Raw genomic sequence first — 20,325 nt, forward strand, 5'->3', positions numbered from 1 at the left:
CATCGAACCCCGCTACTTCATCGTCAGGAACCGCTGCACCAGCGAGGCCAGCAGCACCGCCAGCAGGGGCAGCGAGAACCAGAAACTGCTCTGAAGCCACCGCAGTTGACGCACACTCGGCCGGACCGCGACCCGGACGACCTCGCGGGCGGTCAGCATCAGGATCAGCGCGAGCGCGGCGAGCGCGCCGACCACCGACCACGGCGTCCAGGTGATCTGCGGTCCGATCGGACCGGGATCGGGCTTCGGGACCGCGCCGGCCGGCTGCTCGCGCAGCGCGTACATGGTCACGTCGGCGTTGACGAGGACCTTCTTCAACTCCTGCCGGTTGTCCAGGTTCTGGATGAGCCGGGACTCCCAGGTCGCCGAGTAGCCCGCGTCCAGCTGGAGCGAGACGACCTGGCTCTTGTTGAGCATCAGATACGAGTTCGGGCCCGCGTCCTTGAGCGCCTTGACCAGACCGGACACCAGCACCGGGTCCGAAGGGGCCAGCGTCGGGACGTAGTTGACGCGTTCCATGTCCTTCGCGCCCCACGGCATCGCCGGCGTCACGTCGTTGACCGTGTCGTTGCTCAGCCACAGCAGCCGTACCGTCGGCTTGTCGTGGGCGTACACGTAGTTCATGGCCGCGACCTCGCCGGGCCGCACCCGCTCGAAGCCCTCGTTGCCCCAACGGGCCACCAGGAAGCCGCTCATGAGCAGCAGCCCGGCGATCAGGGCGGCCAGCGGGGCGAGGCTCATGCGGTCCTTCTCGCGCTCCTTGGCGGTGGCGCCGGTGCGCGGGAAGAGGGCGAGGCCCGCGAGCAGGGCCGCGCCGGGAACGGCGAACATGAAGACGCGCAGCGCCATCTCGCCGCCGTAGGACTGCATGCCGAAGCCCAGGAACGGGACGAAGGTGAGGACGAGCAGGGAGCGTTCGCGGTACTTGTGGTCGCGGCGGCGCCACCAGCCCCAGCAGGCGAAGGCCATGACGCCGCCGGCCAGCAGGACGCGGGTGTAGAGGACCAGCTTGTGGGTCGAACTGCCGCCCTGGATACGGCCGGAGACGGACGTCGAGACATTGCTGCCGACGCCGCCGACCCCGCCGAAGAGGTCGTTGAAGTGCCCGGACCAGTACGGCTCGGCCATGAAGCCGAGCCACACCGCGACCAGCACCCCGAACAGGATGGGCAGGCCGCGGAGTTCGGAGCGGCCGGTCAGGACGAGGACCGTGAGCACGCCCAGCATCACGAACGGCGTGAGCTGGTGGGCCGGGACGCTCGCCGCGAACAGACCGATCAACACCAGGAGCAGGACGGCCTGTTGACGCCGGTCGGTCGGTTCGACCTCCGCCTCGCCGGGCCGCATCCTCGTCCACAGGACGTGCGGTGCCCGGAACCAGACCAGCAGGATCGCCACGAAGGCCAGGTAGAGCAGGAAGGTGAAGCCCTGCGGGGAGAAGTAGTCCTGGCCGACCCAGCCGCTGAGCACGAAGATCCAGATGCCGGTCCACTTCGCCCGCCAGCTCGCCCGCAGGGAGCGCACCAGCAGGAACATCGGTGCCAGATAGGCGAGTTGGATGGCCGTGGGCCACCAGCGGATGACCTCGGTCCAGTCGGTGACCCCGCAGGCCTTGCCGATGAACGCGGCCACCGCGAAGAAGCCCGGCCAGCTCCAGCGCGCGTCCAGGTCGGGCACGGCCGACCCGGTGCGGTCGATGTAGTCGATGAACCCGAGATGCTGCCAGGCCGTCGGGAAGCGCGGCTCGGTCTCGATCACCGCGGGCAGCGCGTGCAGCGAGACGACGGTCGCGAGCAGGGTGATCAGCAGCAGTGCCTTGTGCTCGCGGCCCAGCCACAGCAGCGAGGCGAACACCACGATCAGCAGCGCGGCGCCGACCAGCGTGGGCAGCGGCAGCACCGAGATCAGGCCGAGCCCGCCCATGCGGTCCAGGTCGGACTCGCCCAGCCGCGCCGCGGGCACCCAGTACAGGAGCAGCGCGGCGACCAGCAGACAGCCGAGGACGACCCCGGGGCGCGTGGGCATCAGGCGCTCGCGGAGGGACAACGGCCGGGCGGGCGGCGGGACTTCGGACTCCTGTGCCTTCCGCTCCTTCTCCGCCGCGTCCTCCCGCGCCTGTTCCCGTACGAGCGATTCCTCCGGTACGACCACCCGGTCGGAGCCGTTGGCGGGCTCGAACGGCGCGTCCACCTCCGGCTCGGCGGACGGGCTCAGTGAGGACTCCGAGCCGGGCTCACGTTCCTCCACGGGCAGCCCGACGGCCTCGGACCGCTTGATGCCGAGCGCCCAGGTCGGACGCTGGTCGCCGGACACGATCGGGGTGCCGGTGGGCGGGGTGCCGGGGCCCGGGCGTACGTCGGGCCGGCGTTCCAGGTGGTCGAAGTCGACGTGGATGCCGAGCGCGAGGGTGTCGGAGTCGAGCGCCCAGGCCGGACCGCGACGGCGCGGTGCGGCCGGGACCTCGCGCGCCCCCAGGTCGGCGAGGTCCCCGTCCGGTGCCGCGTCCTCGGGCGACTTCGCGGCCGGCGCGGCCCGGAGCGTCTTGAACAGCTTGGGGGCGGCGATCATCACGATCACCGCGAGGCTGGAGATCTCGGCGACGCCCGCGCCGGTCAGGCCCATGCGGGGGAGCAGCAGCAGCGTCAGACTGAGCACGAGGACGCACAACAGGCCCTGTAGCCAGGCGAGTCCGGCGGTACGGCTCTGCGCGCGCAGCACCGCGAAGTACGTCTCCATGAGGACCCGCAGCAGCGCGCCCACCGCGAACCAGCGCAGCAGCGGCGTCGCCGCGTCCGCGTAGCCCGCGCCGAACACGCCCAGGATGTACGGGGCGCCGATGAACAGCAGCCCGCAGATCGGCAGCATGATCCGGGCCATGCGCTTGAGCGCGGCCCGGGTGTTGGCCGCGATGCGCGCCGGGTCGTGGGAGCCCTCGACGGTCAGCGAGGCGCCCATGTTGATGGCGAGCAGGTTGATCGTGCCGCCTATCGTCGTGGTGATGTAGAAGTACGCGTTGTCCTCGGAGCTGACCTGCGAGGCGATGATCACCGGCACCAGGTAGACCACGGCGAGCGAGAACAGGGAGCCGGTGTAGTCCCCGGCGAGGAACCTCCCGATCTCCCGCAGTGTCGGCGGCTTCGCGTGCTCCTCGGTCGCCTTGATGTGCCGGGGCACCAGCCGCCGGAACACCAGCCAGCCGAGCGGCACCACGGAGAACGCGATCGCCGCGACCCAGGACACGAAGACACCGCTCGCGGCGAACACCGTCGCGAGCCCCACCAGCAGCGCCAACTTCACCGCCGAGAACACGGTGTTGCCCACCGGCACCCAGGGCGCGCTGCGCAGCCCGGTCAGCACCCCGTCCTGGAGCGTGAGCAGGTTCCAGGCGACGACCGCGACGACGAAGCCGAGCGCGGGGACCGGCCCGTGCAGGAAGCGGTACGAGGGTCCCCAGTCGTTCAGCGTCAGCAGGAAGATCCCGGCCCCGAGCGCGACGACGATCGAACTGCCCGCGTACGTACGGAAGATGAGGCGCCCGGTGGCGCGTCCGGCGACCGGGATGAAGCGGGCCAGGGCGCCGGTCAGCGTGACCGCCGTGAGCCCGGCCAGCAGCTTCATCGCGGCGATCGCCGCCGAGCCCTGCCCGACCGCGGTGGGCGAGTAGTAGTGGGCCGCGATCAGCCAGTAGCCCAGCCCGAGCACCGCGGAGATCCCGGTGTTGAGCATCAGGGCGTAGGCGTTGCGGAACAGCGGGCTGCCGCCGGGGGACCTGCCCCTTCCCGGCAGGCGCAGCCGGCGCCCCGTCTGCTGGGGCGCCTCGGTCTCGGGCGCCGCGTCCTGGGTGGTGGTCGTCGTGTCAGACACGGGAACGGCTGGCCTTCCGGCGGACCTGTCGAGCTCTGCGGACCATGGCGTAACCCCGGGTGAGGGCACGGTCCCTGGCGAAGTTGCGGGCGATCGCACGGCCCTCGACGAGCCGCTCGAACTCCTCGACTCCCGTACTGCGGCGAACAGTTACCCGCCGCAGGGTGTACGGTCCCTGGCGGCGCCGGGCGAGGTCGTTGCCGACGGCGAGCGCCTGCGCGAACCCGGTCTCCCGTACCGCCTGGCGCACCCGGCGGCTGGAGTAGCCGTAGGGATACGCGAACGAGACGGGTACGGCGCCGAGTTCGTCGGCGACGATCTCCCGGCAGCGGACCAGCTCCGTACGCAGGGCCTCGTCGTCGAGCTGGTCGAGCTGAGGGTGGGTGTGACTGTGGCCGCCGATCTCGACGTCCGCGCCCGCGAGTTCACGCAACTGGTCCCAGTCGAGCATGGTGTCCAGGCCGCCGCCGGTGTCGTGGGCGCCCCTGATCCAGCCGGTGGAGACGAACAGGGTGGACGCGAAGCCGTGTCGGGCCAGCGCGGGCAGCGCGTGCCGGTGCACGCCTTCGTAGCCGTCGTCGAAGGTGATCAGGACCGGGCGCTCGGGCAGCGGTTTGCCGGAGCGCCAACTCGCCGCCAGATCAGCCGTGTTGACGGGCGTGAAGCGCAGGTCGCCGAGGAGAGCCAGCTGCTCGGCGAACGCCTCCGGCGCGACGGACAGGGCGCGGGTGGCGTCGTTCGGGGCGGTGGCCACCGAGTGGTACATCAGGATCGGCACCGGTGTGTCACTCATGGCAGACCCCCGCGCTCGTTGCCGCCACCGCGCCTGGGTACGTCGGCGCGTTCGGGCGCGTCGTCCCCATGCCCGGGTGTCTCCTCGCGTCCGGGTGTCTCCCTGCGTCCGTGTGCGTCCCCGCGCCCGCGTGCCTCCCCGTGCTCATGTCCGACCCCCGTGCTCATTACCGCCTCCAGGCCCACGCCCGCGCCCGCCCCCGCGGCCGTGTGCGTCCCCCTCGATCTCCACCACCGCGTAGGTGGCCCCGCCGCGCCGGGCCCGGACGCTTCCGACGACATACCCGCCCGCCGCCGTGAACACCCCGGCGACGATCGCGGCCGCCCGGCCCGCGCCGCCCGGCCGGGCGAGCACGGCGTCGCGCAGGCCGCGTGCGACGCCGGCCGGCAGGACCCGGGTCGTGTACCGGCGCTCGGACTCAAGTCCCTTGTCGGCGCCGACACTTCGGGCCACCAGCGCCTTGGAGAGGCCCTCGGCGTACGTGCGCGTACGGAAGTACCCGAAGTGTTCGCGCACCGGGGGCACCCGGTGGTGGATCACCGCCCGGTCGTCGATCAGCAGCACGGCGTCGGGCCTGGCCCGCGTGAGCCGGATGCAGAGTTCCGTCTCCTCGCCGCCCAGCGGACGCTTGTCGCCGTCGCGCCCGATACCGGTCGCGAAGCCGCCGGCCGCGTCGAACGCCGTACGCCGGAAAGAGGCGTTGCCGCCGAGGACGTTGCGCACCCGGACCCGGCCCGGCGGCAGGCCCCTGTACGTGCAGCCCACCACCCAGTCGAACTCCTCGGGGAACCAGACGGGCCGGCGGCCCGACGCCCAGATCGGCATCGTGCGGCCGCCGACGGCCATCACCTTCGGATCGGTGTACGCCTCGGCGAAGTACCGCAGCCACTCCCGCTCGGCCACGGCGTCGTCGTCGAGGAAGGCGATGACCTCGCCGCGCGAGGCGGCGATGCCGGTGTTGCGGCCCGCGGACAGTCCGCGCGGGCCCGCGTTCGCCAGCACGCGGACCTCGCCCGTCTCCTTCAAGTCCTTGTACTCCCTGGTGAGTCGGTCCAGGAGAGCGGGGTTGTGGTCGACGACCAGCAACGTCTCCAGCGCGGGCCGTGACTGTGCCCGCACCGAGGAGACCGCCGCGAGGATGTCCTCCCAGCGGTCCTCGGTGTAGACGCAGATCACGACAGAGATGTCATGACTGCTCAAGACACCTCTCCCCGAACCGAGTTGAGCTGCGGGTCGAGCTGAGGATCGCGTTGCGGGTCGAGCGTGTCGATCATCGTGGAGTGCGAACGACGGCGCAGCGCACGCCGGTTGGAGCGCTCCTTGAGGATCACCTTGAGCACCCGGATCCCGTCCCGCACGGCGCGCAGATTGCTCGTGCCGTGGATACGGAGGTACTCGTGGCTGGGGATCTCCTGCACCTTGAGGCCGGCCTTGACCACCCGGATGTTGATGAGCGTCTCGATCTCGAAGCCGGTGCAGTCGAGGTCGATCTTGTCGAGGCAGTGCCGCCAGAACGCGTTGTATCCGTAGCAGAGATCGGTGTAGCGAGCGCCGAACTTGCGGTTGACGATCGTGCACAGCGCCCAGTTGCCGAGCTTGCGGATGAACGTCATGTCGTCCGTGCCGCCGCCGTTGGCGAAGCGTGAGCCCTTGGCGAAGTCCGCGCCCGAGACGAGGGCGGAGACATAGCTGACGATCTCGTTCCCGTCGGCCGAGCCGTCCGCGTCGACCATCACGATGATGTCGCCGCTACAGGCCTCGAACCCGGTGATCAGGGCATCCCCCTTGCCCTTGCCCTGCTGTTCGACGACCTTGACCCCGGGCCACAGCTCGCGGGCCACCTCGACGGTGTTGTCGGTGGAATTGCCGTCCACAAGAACCACTTCGTGTATCCACGCCGGAAGTGTCTTGAAGACGTAGGGGAGATTCTCCGCCTCATTCATGGCGGGAATCACCACGCTCACCGGCGGTGTGATCGCCAGGTGAGAGGAGATCGGCCGGTATTCGACCGACATTAACGGATCTTGGCCCGATGCAGCTGGGCGCAGAACAGAACTCACGAGTCTGGTCCCTCTCGTCCGGCGGACCGCCCGCCCCTGGGCGGCCCGGCTCTGTGCTCCGGTTCGAAAGGGGGGTTCTCACGGGCGCCACGGAGAAATGAATCTCCGTGCGCGCATGGTGAGCTGGCAAAACTGGTCGACCCCCGGAAAACATGAAAGCCGGCCGCGCGGACGACTCGGTCACAAATACGGTCACCGAGCACGGCACCCCCCTACCGCGCCCCGCCCCGGATCCATCGCGGTCCTTGAGCCCTCCCCTAGAGCCGCTCGATGATGAACCAGTGCGGGTGAGATGTACGACGGTATTGATGATTGAACCTGTATGGCAAGACCTGGAAGGAGGCCTCACGTTTTTGTTGGTTTGACCGTTACACAACTTTGTCAGCCGTTGTACGGCCCGGCATATGCCGTATGAATACCGATAGCGATATCAGGCCACTGATCGCCGCCACCGCGATGATTCCGCCGTCGACCGACCATCGGTGCACGGCCAGCATTCCCTGGGCCACCAGCATGTCGACGACCACCGCGCCCGCCACCGAGGTGAGAACGCGGCCGAAGGGATCAAGTCCGCGCAACACCGCGGCAATTGCCGCGGCCGGTGCCGCGAACAGGAAGAACAGCGCGAGCGGACCGCGCAACGGTGATCCCGAGTCGACGAGCGCGAGCAGCGCGCCGGTGCCTCCCACGGCGACCGCCGCGCCCGCGAGCAGTGGCGCCAGGTCCTTCCCCGGTCCTGGTCGTGCCCGCTCGGTGTCGGCGATGAATGGTCTCTTGGTACGGAAGGTCTGCATTGGCGACTTTGCCCCCCAGCGCGCCGGATGCCGGGCTTCAATGTCGCGCAGCCCGACCGGGCACGTCAAGGTGCGGAGGCCGCTTGCACCGGTTCTCGCGTATGCCCGAATGGATGTTCCCCGGAGGCGTGTGCTGCCTCCGGGGAACCGTTGTTCGGGTGGAGCGGACGGGTGTTACGAGACGAGCTTCAGCAGCAGGTTCGGCGAACCCGTGCCCGGGCTGGTCACGACACCCGAAGTGGCGCCGCTCACCAGGGCCGTGGCGACCTGGGCCGGCGTGGACGAGGTGTGGCCCGAGAGGTATACGGCGGCCGCGCCCGCCACGTGCGGGGTCGCCATCGAGGTGCCCGACAGGGTGGCGGTGGCGGTGTCGCTGGTGTTGTAGCCCGCCAGGATCGACGAGCCGGGCGCGAAGATGTCCAGTATCGAACCGTAGTTGGAGTAACTGGCCTTGGCGTCCGTGCTGGTGGTGGCGCCGACCGTGATCGCGGTGGCGACCCGGGCGGGGGAGTACGAGGAGGCGTTGGCGGCGCTGTTGCCCGCCGCGACCGCGTAAGTAACGCCACTGGATATGGAGTTGGCGACCGCCGTGTCGAGCGAGGTGGAGGCGGAGCCGCCGAGCGACATGTTGGCGACCGCCGGCGTGGTGTGGTTCGAGGTCACCCAGTCGATGCCCGCGATCACCCCGGCCGTCGTACCCGAGCCGCTGTTGTCGAGCACCCGGACCGCCACGATGTTCGCCTTCTTGGCGACGCCGTACGTCGAGCCCGCGATCGTCGTCGCCACGTGCGTGCCGTGGCCGTTGCCGTCGGAGGCGGTGGTGTCGCCGTCGACCGCGTCGTAGCCGTACGCGGCGCGGCCGCTGATCTGGGTGTGGGTGATCCGCACGCCGGTGTCGATGACGTACACGGTCACACCGCTGCCCGCGCTGTCCGGGTAGGTGTACGTCCCGGAGAGCGGCAGCGCGGCCTGGTCGATGCGGTCCAGGCCCCAGGGGGCGCTGGACTGGGTGGTGTCGGTCAGGTGGACGCGCTGGTTCTGCTCCACCGCGGCGATCGCCGGGTCGGCGGCGAGTCTCTTGGCCTCGGCGGCGGAGAGGCTCGCCGTGTAGCCGTTCAGCACCGTGCCGAACGTCTTGGTGACCGTGCCGCCGTACCCCTTGATCAGGCCCTTGCCCGCGGCCGAGGACGCCTTGAGGCCGGCGCCCTTCTTGAGGGTGACGATGTAGCTGCCGTCGACGGCTGTGGGGGAGCCGGCGGCCAGTACCGTGCCCGTGGCCGGGGCGGCCTGGGCGGGGAGTGCGGTGAGCCCGCCGACGAGAGCGGCGGTGGCGGCGCCGGTGATCGCGGCGAGCCGGAGCTTGTTGCTACGCAGGAGTGCCATTACGAGGGAGTCCTCCTCCAGGCGGCGCGCGCCCGGGTCGGCGCGCGACTGTGGGGATGCGCGCGTTGACGCGCGCACGGCCGTGGAGCGTTGCGTTCCGCGCCAAGGCTGAGCAAAGCCTGGGTCATGAACCGGTGTGGTTCAAGGGAGTTGACGGTCTGTCACAGAGCTGTCATGAGCACGCAATCCAGCTCTCCGTCGGCCTCTCTATTGGCATGGACACTTCCCGTCAATGCGTGTCGTTGGTACGACGGTTGTGGCAGAGATCCTGCTAAGGGAGGTTCCATGAGACGTTCCCGATTTACGGCATACGTGACCTCGCTCCTCCTCGCCGCCGCGCTCGCCCTCACCGGGGCGATGACGGCGCAGGCGTCCCAACTCGCCGCCACCGGCGGCTATGTAGCCCTCGGCGACTCCTACTCCTCCGGGGTCGGCGCGGGCAGCAAGATCAGCTCCAGCGGGTCCTGCGACCGCAGCACCAAGGCCTACCCCTACCTCTGGGCGGCCGCGCATTCACCCTCGACGTTCGACTTCAAGGCCTGCTCGGGCGCTCGTACGGGTGATGTTCTCGCCAACCAGCTCGGCACCCTCAGCACCTCCACCGGCCTCGTCTCGATCAGCGTCGGCGGCAACGACGCCGGCTTCAGCGACGTCATGACGACCTGCGTCCTGCAGTCCGACAGCGCCTGCCTCACCCGGATCGCCACCGCGAAGGCGTACGTCGACTCGACACTGCCCGGCCTTCTCGACAAGGTCTACTCGACGATCAGCGCCAAAGCCCCCTCCGCGCACGTGGTCGTGCTCGGCTACCCGCGCTTCTACAGACTCGGCACCACCTGCCTCGGCCTCTCCGCGACCAAGCGCTCCGCCATCAACGGCGCGGCCGACTACCTCGACGCCGCCCTCGCCAAGCGCGCCGCCGACCACGGCTTCGCCTTCGGCGACGTACGCACCCCGTTCACCGGCCACGAGATCTGCTCCGGCAGCTCCTGGCTGCACAGCCTCAACCTGCTCAGCATCAGCGAGTCGTACCACCCGACCGCGGGCGGCCAGTCCGGCGGCTATCTGCCGGTGTTCACCAGCGCGGCCTGACGTCTCACTCGTCCGAGGGTGATGCCGAATCCGATGCGGAGGCCCCGTCCGACGGGGTCTCCGTCAGGCAAGTCACCGAGAACGGCACCGAGTTGGACTCCCCCTTGACCGGGCTGCGGATCTCGACACTGATCTCGTTCGTGAACGTCCCGCTGTTCGAGTACGTCGTGAGGAACACCCGGTCCTGCTTGGTCTTCCCACCGCCCGACGGGAACGACAGCGTCTTCCAGCCGGGGTTGGAGACCGAACCGGTCTTCGTCACCCACCGGTAGGACACCTCCGCGGGCAGCTTCCCCACCGTGATGCTGGCCGTGAACGTCGGCGCCTTCGCGTTCGGCGGCGGACAGCTGCCGGAGTACTCGGTGTTGGCACCCTCCACCGTCGCCTTCACCGACTGCGGCGCCGACGAGGACTTGCTGGCGCTCGGGCTCGGTGTCTCGCTCGCGGCCGTGGTCTCGCTGCTCGCACTGGGCGAAGTCTTGTCCGAGGGCTGGCTCTTGGGGCTGCTGCTGCTCTTGCCCGCGTTCGAGTCCCCGTCGCCGTTCCCGTTCAGCAGCGCGTACGTCAGCCCACCGATCGCCAGGGCCAGCGCGACCACACCCGCGATGATCACGGCGGCCGCCCGCCGGTTCTGGTGCGGCTCGTCCGCGGCCGTCGGCGTCGAGTAGGAGGCGGGCGGCGGCCCGAAGCCCTGCGGCGGCGTCCGCGACTCCTGCTGGGAGTAGGAGTCCCGCGGGGACCCCGCCATCGTCGGCGTGTACGGCGTCGTCGGCGCCGTGGACGCGCGAGGAGCACCGCCCGCGGCCACCAGCCGCAGGTCCTGCTCCGCCTGCTCCGCGGACATCCGCTCGGCCGGGTCCTTGCGCAGCAGTCCCTCGATGACCGGGGTGAGCGGCCCCGCCAGCCGCGGGGTCGGCAACTCCTCGTCGACGATGGCACGCAGGGTGCTCAGCGGGGTGTTCTGGCGGAACGGCGAGTGGCCCTCGACCGCCGCGTACAGCAGGACGCCCAGCGCCCACAGGTCGGATTCGGGGCCCGGCGTACGGCCCAACGCCCGCTCCGGGGCGAGGAATTCGGGCGAGCCGATGACCTCGCCGGTCATGGTGAGCGCCGAACTGCCCTCGACCATCGCGATACCGAAGTCGGTCAGTACGACCCGACCGTCGTTCGACATCAGCACGTTGGCCGGTTTCACGTCCCGGTGCAGCACCCCGGCGTCGTGCGCGGCCCGCAGCGCGGCCAGCACCTCGGCACCGATGTGCGCGGTCCGCTGCGGCGTCAACGGGCCCTCGGCGTCCAGGAGATCGGCCAGGGACATGCCCCGCACCAGCTCCATGACGATCCAGGGGCGGCCGTCCTCCGTCGCCACGTCGTACACCGTCACCACGTTGCGGTTGGCGACCCGCGCCGCCGCCCACGCCTCGCGCTCCAGCCGGGCGTACATCCGCTCGACGTCATCGGACGCCAGTCCGGCCGGCGCGCGCACCTCCTTGACCGCGACCTCGCGTTGCAGTACTTCGTCGCGGGCCCGCCACACCGTGCCCATCCCGCCCTCACCGAGGGGGGACAGGAGCCGGTAGCGGCCCGCGATCACACGTTCAGTGCCCGGATCTTCGGACATGGGCTCCCCCCATTCGCAGCCGGGCGAATTCTCGCCAAACGTAACTCAGCCGAGCGCTGATGCCGCCCCCTTGAGCACCAATCCGACCCCGAGGGCCACGACGACGAGCGCCGATGCCAGCGGTGCGGTCCGGCGGACCAGGACTGCCACGGTGCTGGTGGTCCAGCGGGGGCGCCGGTCCAGCACACGGTTCATTCCTGTACCCAGCTTGACGACGGCGAATCCGGCGGCTGTGAGGGTGAGGGCGAGACCGACGCCGTACGCGACGACGAGCAGCAGCCCGAACCACGCCTGACCGAGTGCGGCGGCCCCCACGAGGACGACCACGGCGGACGGACTCGGCACGAGCCCACCGGCGAAGCCGAGCAGGATGGTGCCGCGGACGGTGGGCGCGGTGTCGTGGGTGTGGGTGAAGCCGCCGTGCGTGTGTTCCACGGCGTGATCGTGCGTGTGGCCATGGGCGTGGGGGTGGTCATGGCCGTGGTCGTGCGTGTCGCCGTGGTCGTGACTGTGGACGTGGTCGTCGTCGTGGCTGTGCGGGTGCGGGTGCGCGTGGGTCTCGGTGCGGGGGGCCGCGGACCCGGCCTGGGCGTGCGCGGAGACCAGGACCAGGGAACGCTCGGGGGCCTTGGCGGTCTCGTGATCGTGGGGGTGGGGATGCGGGTGCGGGTGAGGGTGTGAACTGGCTTGTGGGCGTGGGCGGTTGCGCCATGCCCGGCGTACGAGGTTGGTGCCCGCGAAGAGGACCAGGACACCGCTCGCTATGCCCAGCCAGGCGATCACCGAGGGGGTCGCGGCGGAGCCGGCCGTGACCAGGAGGCCCAGGGCGACCACGCCGAGGGTGTGGGTGACGGTGACCGAGGCGGCGAGCGGGAGGACGTCCTTGAGGCGGGCGCGGCCGCCCCGCGCGGCCGCCGTGGCCGCCATCAGGGTCTTGCCGTGGCCGGGCGCGAGCGCGTGCATCGCGCCCAGGGCGATCGCGATGAGCAGGGCGAGGGCGGCGAAGCCGACGGTGAGGTGGTGGCGGGCCACCAGGTTGTTCAGGGCCTCCGTCCAGCGGTCGGCGCCGCGCGGCAGCACGGAGGCGGCGGGCGGTTCCGACGTGGACCGGTCGGTGAGGGCCGGGCCGCCGGGGCGCGCGTGCAGGGACGCGGTCGTGGTGTCGTCGGGGGAGGAGAGCAAGTCCTTGGGATAGCTGGTGAGTTCGTGCGAGTTCGACTTCGTCGCCACGTCCGACTTCGTGAGCGTCATCCGGTCGGCGCGCGCGGTGATCTCCCGCCAGCCCGGGCCGGTGGTCAGTCCCGCGCTGTGGAAGCCGAGGGTGACCGTGCTCCCCTTGGGCAGCGCGGCGGTCGAACCGCACTCCACCCGCAGGGTGTTGAGCCCGGCCTGCCCGGGCCGCAGGCGCGCGGTGCTGGTACCGGGCGTGAGGGCGACGGTACGGCCGTCGACGGTGACCTTGCTGCCCTCGGCGGCCTTGTCGCACCGCTGCCGGGCCCACTCGGTCATGCCCAACTGCTTGATCTCCGGCTTGACCTGGGTCGCCGGGATCTCGGCCAGGTCCTCGATGTGCGTGACCCGCAGCTCGCCCGGGGCGACCACGAGACCGTCGTAGCGGTTGACGGTGAAGTTGCCGAGGGGGTGCGCGCTCGCGGCGGCCGTGGGGACCAGCAGGAGCGCGCCGGCGGCGGTGAGGACGGCCGCGGCGGAGGCGAACAGGCGGCGGGCGGGCCTCACTCGGAGGCGGCGGACCGGCGTCACTTGGTCGCCTCCAGCGCCTTGCGGGCCTTGCTCGCGCCCAGCGGTGAGAAGCCCGGGTTCAGCTTCAGGGCCTTGGCCAGGTGGGCGCGGCCGTCCGCCTTGTGGCCGGTGGCGAGTTCGATCATGCCGAGGTGGTAGATGAACGATGCGTTGTGGTAGTCGGTGGCCGTGGCCTGCCGGGCGTAGGGGAGGGCCTCCTTGTCGAGGCCGTTGACGTGCAGGGCCCAGGCGAGGGCGTCCGCCGTGTGCACGGTGTGGCGGCGGGCCCACTCGGCTCGGGCCGCCTTCAGGGCCGACTTGACGTCTCCGTGGTCGGCGGCGGCGAGCGCGGTGTCCAGGTCGGCGTTGACGCCGTTGGCGCGGGCGAGGGCGATCCAGGCGTCGACGAGGGCGTACTGGTCGTCGGCCTTCGCCTTGTCGCCCTCGGCACCCCGGCTCTCGTACAACTCGCCGAGTTCCACGAGGGGTTGGGGCAGCGGGTAGCGGGAGACGACCAGCTCCATGCCCTTGATGGCCTCGGCGCGGTCGCCCAGGGCGGCCTGCGTGCGGGCGCGGCCCTCCAGGGCGGGGAGGTAGTTCTCGTCGGCGGCCAGGGCGCGGCTGTAGTCGTCGAGCGCGGTCTTGTAGTCGCCCTGGTTCCAGGCGAGTTGGCCGAGCGTGCCGGCCACGTACGAGATGTCTCCGGGGGAGGTGGCGGCCGCAAGGGCCTGCTCCAGGACCTTGCGGGCCGTGGTCACGTCACCGCGCAGCTCGTGCACGTACGCGTACCGGGTGAAGACCGGGACGCCGGGCTTGCGGGCGTCGGCGAGGTCGGCGGCCTTCGACGCGTCGGCGTAGCGGCCGAGTTCGACGAGCGCGTCGATCCGGGAGCACAGGGCCCGCTCGCTGTACGGGTTCTCCTTCAGTACCTGGTCCGCGTAGGTCAGCGCCTCCGCGAACTCGTGCCGGGCGGCGGCGAGCGCGGCCCGGCCCTCCAGGGCGTTCTCGTTGCCGGGCGAGATCTTCAACGACCGCTGCAACGCGGCCTGCGCCTGCGGGTACCGGGACGGGTCGCCCTTCGTCCTGGCCTGCTCCACATACGCCAGCCCGAGCGTCGCCCACCCGTCGAAGTCCTTGGGCTGCGTCCTGAGATGAGCCTGTAGCGAGGCGATACTCGCGTCCAGACTCCCACTGGCCAGCAGCTCCGGCGACACGGCACTCGACGCGGCGGCCCCCGTGGCCCCGCTGTCCTTGGCCGCCCCGATGGCAATGGCCCCGGCGGTCATCGCCACGGCCAACAGGGCGGCACAACCGGCGAGTTGAACGGCCCGCCAGCGACGACTCGCGGCGGCCACCCGGCGAACGGCGGCGACGCGGTCGTCGTCGGCGTGGGAGTGGGAGTGGGGGTGAGTGGGGGCGGCGGTCGGGTCGTCGTCGGGGGTCGCGTGACTGTGGGGGGCGACCGATCCGTCGGTGTGGTCGTGATCGTGGTCGTGGCTGTGGGGAGTGGCCGGTCCGTGGTCGTGGCTGTGGGGCGAGCCTGACCCGTCGGTGGCGTGGTCGTGGGTGGGGACCGGCCCGTCGGTGTGGTCGTGGTCGTGGGCGGAGACCGGTTCATCCGCGTTGCTCTGCGCGGGAGTTGAGGCCGGAGCCGCGTCGTCGACGGTGGGGGTCGGCTCGGGGGCCTTGGCGGTGGTGAGGCTCGGAGTGTCACGAGTCTCGGTGGCGGTGGTGTCGCCAGAGGCGTCGGAGGCCTCGGCCGCGGTCTCGGAGGTCTCGGTGACCACCTCTCCGTCGACCTTCCCCTCGCCCTCGTCCTCGCCCCCCGAATCGTCCCCCTGCTCCCACAGCCGCTCCCACTCCCGCTCCGCCGCCGCGGGCACCGGCACCGGCGTTTCGCCGGGTTCGCCCTCCGGCGGCTTGTTGTCGTTCTCGCGCGGGGCCATGCCGTTTCCTCCATCGCCTGGGTGGATCAGTGGTTCCGTGGATCGGCGGATACATGTGGATACGTGGGTCAAGTGCCGTACTGCTCAAGGAAGGTGAGACGTGGGGTGGCGCGGCCCGCACCGTGGGGGAAGGTAGCTGTGCGGGCCGCGCCAGTTCGAGGGGGGTTTAGTACGGGCGGTAGCTCATCCGGCGGCGCCACCACGCGACACCCGCGCCGATCAGCAGGACACCGGCCACACCGGAGGCCGCCGACGCGACGATCAGCATCATGTTGTCCGTGCCGGAGGACGAACCCGCCGGCTGCAAGGCGTCGCCCAGCTGGTTCTTGACGTCGCTGCCGCTGGTCGTGCCCTTGGCGAGCGGACCGCGTGAACCGGTGGTCGGCTCGGCGACGTACGGGAAGTACTTCTCGAAGCCCTTGTCGTTCTTGTCGACCGCGTCGCCCAAGTCGTTCTTGGAACCGACGAGTTCACCCTCCATGACCTGGAGCGCGGAGTCGATCACGTCGTCGGTGAGCCGACGCCCGTTCGGGAAGCCCGCGTTGTCGCCGTCCAGGACACCGAGGCGCTTGGGGTGCGCGGCCGGCTTGATCGACGTGTTCAGGCGCAGCATCTCCGACGGCTTCGCGTACGGCTGCTCGGTGTTGAGGCCCTTGACGCCGGTGAGGAACACGCTGACGAGGTCGTTGCGCGGCTCGGCCGGTGCCTTGATCTTGTAGATCGACTCGATGAGCTTCGGGATCTCGGGCTCGGTCACGTTCTTCAGGAACTGCGCGTCGTCCTTGGGCTCGGACGCGTTGAACTTGTCCTTGTCCTTCTGCGGGTTGACGACCTCGTTGACCAACGGGTTGCCCAGGCGCGAGACCTGCGTGTAGTAGCCCTTCGCGTTCTTGCGCTGGGTCGTGGAGTAAATACCCACGGTCGGACGGGACTTGGACTGCCGGATCAGGTCGTTCGGCACCTGGAGGGCGATCGTGTTGACGTTGTAGCCCTTGAGGGTGTCGTTGCCGACCTCGCTCAGGTTGCCGCCGTACAGCAGGTCGAAGACGCGCAGGTCCGCGAAGAACGGGTCGTCGGCCTGGCCCGCGAAGGTCGCGCCGCCGTTCGACGTCTTGTAGATCGCCTGCGAGCGCAGCTTGGCGTAGTCCGGCATCGACGCGTCGCCGACGTCCGACGGCGCCGCCGGGATGTCGTCGGCGATCTTCGTCTCGTGGACCGCCTTGCCGTTCTTCAGCTTGATCAGCTCGACGTCGTACGACTGCGTGATGTTGAGGTCGGGGTCGGTGAGGCTGGTGACCGGACCCGTGTTGTAGAGGAACGTCTTCTTGTTCTTGATCTGCGTGTTGAACGTGTAGCGGAAGATGAAGTCGTCCAGCGCGTCACCGTTGTTGTCGATGTGCAGGTCGTACTGGGCGTCGTCCGCGAACTGGTAGAAGTTCGGGCCGCCGGCGGGCTCCTCGAACGGTATCCAGTTCGCCACGATCGTCGTGGTGTCCGGCTTGTCCGGACTGACGAACGCGTACAGGTCCGTGTTGTCGTACTGCGGGGTCCCCGAGATGAGGGGGGCCTCACGGTGGGAGGAGGCCGAGGCCACTCCCGGTTCCAGCGCGGCCGTACCGGCGGCTGCGAGCCCCCCGGTGGCCAGCGCGCCGCATACGAGGGCCGCGAGCTTCCTGCGTCCCGCACCGCTCCTGGAGATAGGTGTCATGCCGTCCGTCCTCAGTGCCAACTTGCCTGACGCTCGGGGATTCGGAGCAGGTGCCGGGGCGGATTGGTCAAACCTGAAAAGTTTTTTTGGCGCCTTCCAATCCGTCCCTTGACCCGCGTTTTGGGCACTCTGATCCGTAACCCATCCGTAGAGGTGTTCGCTACGAACGCCTCGTGTGACGGGATGTGATGAGGGGATGGGCCGCGTGCGGTCGAAGAGTGGGGGACGGGTGGAGGCCGACGAGCTCCTGGTGCAGGTGGCGGCAGGTGATCAGCGGGCCTTCGAGGAGCTGTACGGACTGGTGTCCGGGCCGGTGTTCGGACTGGTGCGCCGTGTGGTGCGCGACCCGGCGCAGTCCGAGGAGGTGTCCCAGGAAGTGCTGTTGGAGATGTGGCGGTCCGCCGCCCGCTTCGACCCTGGCCGGGGCAGCGCCCTGTCCTGGGTCCTCACCCTCGCCCACCGCCGGGCCGTCGACCGGGTGCGCAGCGCCCGCGCGGCCGTGGACCGGGAGCAGCGGGAGGCCCGGCGCTCCCACCACCCCGCCTTCGACCAGGTGACCGAGGAGGTCGAGGCCGGGCTGGAGCGGCAGTTGGTGCGCCGCTGCCTGGACCGCCTCACCGCCCTGCAACGGCAGTCCGTCACCCTCGCCTATTACGACGGCTATACGTACCGTGAAGTGGCCGAGCGGCTCTCGCTGCCGCTGGGCACGGTCAAGACCCGCATGCGTGACGGACTCACCCGGCTGCGCGACTGCCTGGGAGGTGTCGCATGAGCATCCTCGCCCGACTGTTCGGCCGGGGGGATCTCCACTCGCTCGCCGCCCCCTACGCCCTCGACGCCCTCGAACCCGGCGAGCGCCGCACCTTCGAGAAGCACCTGGCGGGCTGCGACCGCTGCGCCGAGGAGGTGCGGGCCATGACCGAGGACGCGGTCCGCCTCGCCTGGTCCACGGTGGCCCAGCCGCCGCTCGCCATGCGCGACCGGGTGCTGGCCGCCGTACGGCAGACGCCGCAGGAACCCGGACCGCTGCGGGAACATGTGCGGGAACCACAGGCGCGGGAGTACACGCCCCGGCTGCCGGCACATGTGTGGGGCACACAGCCGCAGGCGTCGCGCGCCCGCGCACCCCAACGGCGGCCGTTCTTCGTGCCGTTCGCCACCGTGACGGCCGCCGCCGCGCTCGTCGTGGCCTCGCTGTTCGCCGTGCAGGCGAACAAGACACAGGACAAGCTGGACGCCGCGCAGGCGCAGTCACGTGACATCGCCCACGTTCTCGCAGCTCCCGACGCCCGCGCGACCGCCGGCGCGGACACCGAGGGCCGGAGCATCGGCGTGATCGCCTCGGCGTCGGAGGGGCGCGCGGTCGTCACCCTGAGCGGATACGGCGCGCTGCCGAGCGGGCGCGTGCATCAACTGTGGCTGATGCGCCCCGATGTGCAACCGCGCTCCCTCGGGCTCTTCAAGGACGACACGCCCTTGGTGGCCACCGGACTCGACAAAACTGCAACATCACTCGCAGTGACCGTCGAGCCCGACGGGGGCTCAGCGCAGCCCACAACTCAGCCAGTTGTCCAACTCGCCCTGAAATCGGTTGGATTCGGAGAGTAATCAAGGAGGGGTCGTCAACACCCTTACGGGGAAGGTGAATCCTGAGACCTCGATACACGAGTGCCCGGTTGGGGCGATAGGGTTACCCTGCCCGGGCCGGGTGGACTCGTACGGGTGGGGAGTGACATGGAACAGATAGTGCGCAGCAGGGCAAGGGTCCCTGCGATCACGTGCGGGAGCAGCGCGACGAGTTCGCGCCTCGACCGCCATCTCTCGGTGCTGGGCGGCCCTGTCGTCCCGCAGCGCGAGACGGCAGAGGCGACCTCGCTGATGCGTGAGCTCACCTCGCGTGACACCACGCAGGAACGCAGTGCCACAGGTACCCGAGTGAGCCGCGTCAAGCTGTTCGCGCCACTGCGCAGGCTGCGCCGTTCGCTGTTCGGCGGGCGCTGAGCAACTCCTCGGCGCCCCCGGGGAGTTCCCGGGGGCCCGCGCTCAGGCCGCCACACCGTCCCGGCGCAGTGCTGCGATCTCAGTGTCCGCCATCCCCACGGCACGCAGCAGCGCCACGGTGTGCTCCCCGAGCGCGGGTACGTCGCCCATCCGCGCCTCGCCCCCGCCCGGCAAGGTGATGGGCGGCAGCAGCGCCCGCAGTGGCCCGACCGGCGACCCAACCACCCGCCACCGCTCCCGGGCCGCCAACTGCGGGTGCTCCGCCAGCTGTTGTACGTCCCGCAGTCGCGCGCAGGCCACACCGGCGCGCTCCAGCAGCCCCACCGCCTCGTCGGCACCGAGCCCACCCAGCGCCTGACCGACGAGGGCGTCGGTGCGCTCCCGGTTCACGACCCGCGCCGCGTTGGTGGCGAAGTCGGGATCCACCCCCAACTCCGGCCTCCCCAACACCTGTTCGGCGAGCCGCCGCCACTCCCGGTCGTTCTGCACCGACAGCAGCACCCGCCCGCCGTCCGCCGTGGGGTAGGCGTCGTACGGTGCGATGACGGCGTGCGCAAGTCCCGTGCGCGCCGGGGGAGTTCCCCCGTGCATCGCGTGGTGCAGCGGATGCCCCATCCACTCCGCGAGCGCGTCCAGCATCGCCACCTCGACGGGCCCACCGCGCCCGGTCGCACCCCGGCGCACGAGCGCCGCGAGCACACCCGAGAAGGCGTACATGGCCGCCGCGATGTCGGCCGCCGGAATCCCGGCCTTCACGGGCTGCTCCGGCGTCCCGGTCACCGACACCAGCCCCGCCTCGCACTGCACGAGCATGTCGTAGGCCCGCTTGTCGGCGTACGGGCCGCTCGGGCCGTATCCGGAGATGTCCACGGCGACCAGCCGCGGATGCGCCGCGCACAGGGTGGCCGCGTCGAGCCCGAGCCGGGCGGCGGCCCCGTGCGCGAGGTTCTGCACGAACACGTCCGCGTCGGCGATCAGCCGCCGTACGACGTCCAGTCCGCGCGGGTCCTTCAGATCGAGGGCGATCGACTCCTTCCCCCGGTTGCACCACACGAAGTGCGAGGCCAGACCGCCCGCCGCCGTGTCGTACCCGCGGGCGAAGTCACCCCCGTCGATCCGCTCGACCTTGATCACCCGGGCGCCGAGATCGGCGAGCTGGCGGGTGGCGAAGGGGGCGGCGACGGCCTGTTCGACGGCTACGACGGTGATGCCCTCCAGGGGCAGCGGCAAGGGCTCCATGCCGGGGATCATGTCCCGCGCCTGACACCTCTGTCATGTGGGGAGCATGATTCGTATGGCCGATGCACCGATCCTCGCCGCTCC

The 20,325-nt window shown here is 70.5% G+C and carries 15 protein-coding genes; 4 read left to right on the forward strand and 11 right to left on the reverse strand.

Going from position 1 to position 20,325, the window contains the following annotated elements; genetic code table 11:
* Window positions 1-12: 12 nt before the first annotated feature.
* The 6 genes from OG714_RS39965 to OG714_RS39990 form a co-directional block, all read right to left on the reverse strand.
* Entirely contained in the window at window positions 13-3,864 is a 3,852-nt protein-coding gene (locus OG714_RS39965) for a lipopolysaccharide biosynthesis protein (RefSeq protein WP_406128455.1), read from the reverse strand.
* Window positions 3,857-4,657 carry a polysaccharide deacetylase family protein gene (locus OG714_RS39970; RefSeq protein WP_406128456.1) on the reverse strand — a complete coding sequence of 267 codons (801 nt, stop codon included), beginning with the start codon at window positions 4,655-4,657 and terminating at the stop codon, window positions 3,857-3,859. Before OG714_RS39970 ends, OG714_RS39965 begins: the two co-directional genes overlap by 8 nt.
* 144 nt (window positions 4,658-4,801) lie before the next feature.
* Window positions 4,802-5,857, reverse strand: a complete 1,056-nt coding sequence (locus OG714_RS39975) for a glycosyltransferase family 2 protein (protein WP_406128458.1) — start codon at window positions 5,855-5,857, stop codon at window positions 4,802-4,804.
* Window positions 5,854-6,717: a glycosyltransferase family 2 protein gene (locus tag OG714_RS39980; protein ID WP_406128460.1), complete on the reverse strand. Its 864-nt coding sequence runs from the start codon at window positions 6,715-6,717 to the stop codon at window positions 5,854-5,856. The genes OG714_RS39975 and OG714_RS39980 overlap by 4 nt, the downstream gene beginning before the upstream one ends.
* 368 nt (window positions 6,718-7,085) lie before the next feature.
* A complete protein-coding gene (locus OG714_RS39985; RefSeq protein ID WP_406128462.1) occupies window positions 7,086-7,511 on the reverse strand; it encodes a hypothetical protein in 426 nt (141 codons plus the stop codon).
* 174 nt (window positions 7,512-7,685) lie between these two features.
* Window positions 7,686-8,894: a S8 family peptidase gene (locus OG714_RS39990; protein ID WP_406128464.1), complete on the reverse strand. Its 1,209-nt coding sequence runs from the start codon at window positions 8,892-8,894 to the stop codon at window positions 7,686-7,688.
* A gap of 285 nt (window positions 8,895-9,179) precedes the next feature.
* Between OG714_RS39990 and OG714_RS39995 the strand changes: the two genes are divergently transcribed.
* Window positions 9,180-9,986, forward strand: coding sequence for an SGNH/GDSL hydrolase family protein (locus OG714_RS39995; RefSeq protein WP_406128466.1), 807 nt, complete (start codon window positions 9,180-9,182; stop codon window positions 9,984-9,986).
* 4 nt (window positions 9,987-9,990) lie between these two features.
* On the opposite strand, the gene OG714_RS40000 is transcribed toward OG714_RS39995, so the two are convergent.
* The 4 genes from OG714_RS40000 to OG714_RS40015 all read right to left on the reverse strand — a co-directional run bounded on the left by OG714_RS40000 (window position 9,991) and on the right by OG714_RS40015 (window position 17,001).
* Window positions 9,991-11,607 (reverse strand): serine/threonine-protein kinase, encoded by a 1,617-nt coding sequence (locus tag OG714_RS40000; RefSeq protein ID WP_406128467.1) that lies wholly within the window; start codon window positions 11,605-11,607, stop codon window positions 9,991-9,993.
* A 45-nt stretch (window positions 11,608-11,652) separates the two neighbouring features.
* Window positions 11,653-13,368 (reverse strand): nickel transporter, encoded by a 1,716-nt coding sequence (locus OG714_RS40005; RefSeq protein WP_406128468.1) that lies wholly within the window; start codon window positions 13,366-13,368, stop codon window positions 11,653-11,655.
* Entirely contained in the window at window positions 13,365-15,293 is a 1,929-nt protein-coding gene (locus OG714_RS40010) for a tetratricopeptide repeat protein (protein WP_406128470.1), read from the reverse strand. Before OG714_RS40010 ends, OG714_RS40005 begins: the two co-directional genes overlap by 4 nt.
* Window positions 15,294-15,459: 166 nt before the next feature.
* The gene (locus OG714_RS40015; RefSeq protein ID WP_406128472.1) at window positions 15,460-17,001 is read right to left on the reverse strand and encodes a DUF4331 domain-containing protein; all 1,542 of its coding nucleotides are present in this window, start codon (window positions 16,999-17,001) and stop codon (window positions 15,460-15,462) included.
* Between the two features lie 229 nt (window positions 17,002-17,230).
* On the opposite strand from OG714_RS40015, the gene OG714_RS40020 reads away from it, so the two are divergent.
* The 3 genes from OG714_RS40020 (at window position 17,231) to OG714_RS40030 (ending at window position 19,002) form a co-directional block, all read left to right on the forward strand.
* On the forward strand, window positions 17,231-17,773 hold the full coding sequence (locus tag OG714_RS40020; protein WP_406132117.1) for a sigma-70 family RNA polymerase sigma factor: 543 nt from the start codon (window positions 17,231-17,233) through the stop codon (window positions 17,771-17,773).
* Window positions 17,770-18,609: an anti-sigma factor domain-containing protein gene (locus OG714_RS40025; RefSeq protein WP_406128473.1), complete on the forward strand. Its 840-nt coding sequence runs from the start codon at window positions 17,770-17,772 to the stop codon at window positions 18,607-18,609. Before OG714_RS40020 ends, OG714_RS40025 begins: the two co-directional genes overlap by 4 nt.
* 126 nt (window positions 18,610-18,735) lie before the next feature.
* Window positions 18,736-19,002: a hypothetical protein gene (locus OG714_RS40030; RefSeq protein WP_033286328.1), complete on the forward strand. Its 267-nt coding sequence runs from the start codon at window positions 18,736-18,738 to the stop codon at window positions 19,000-19,002.
* A 42-nt stretch (window positions 19,003-19,044) separates the two neighbouring features.
* On the opposite strand, the gene OG714_RS40035 is transcribed toward OG714_RS40030, so the two are convergent.
* Window positions 19,045-20,253 (reverse strand): CaiB/BaiF CoA transferase family protein, encoded by a 1,209-nt coding sequence (locus OG714_RS40035; RefSeq protein ID WP_406128475.1) that lies wholly within the window; start codon window positions 20,251-20,253, stop codon window positions 19,045-19,047.
* Between the last annotated feature and the right edge of the window lie 72 nt (window positions 20,254-20,325).

Origin of the sequence: Streptomyces sp. NBC_00989 (assembly GCF_045162655.1) — a bacterium.
GTDB lineage: Bacteria > Actinomycetota > Actinomycetes > Streptomycetales > Streptomycetaceae > Streptomyces.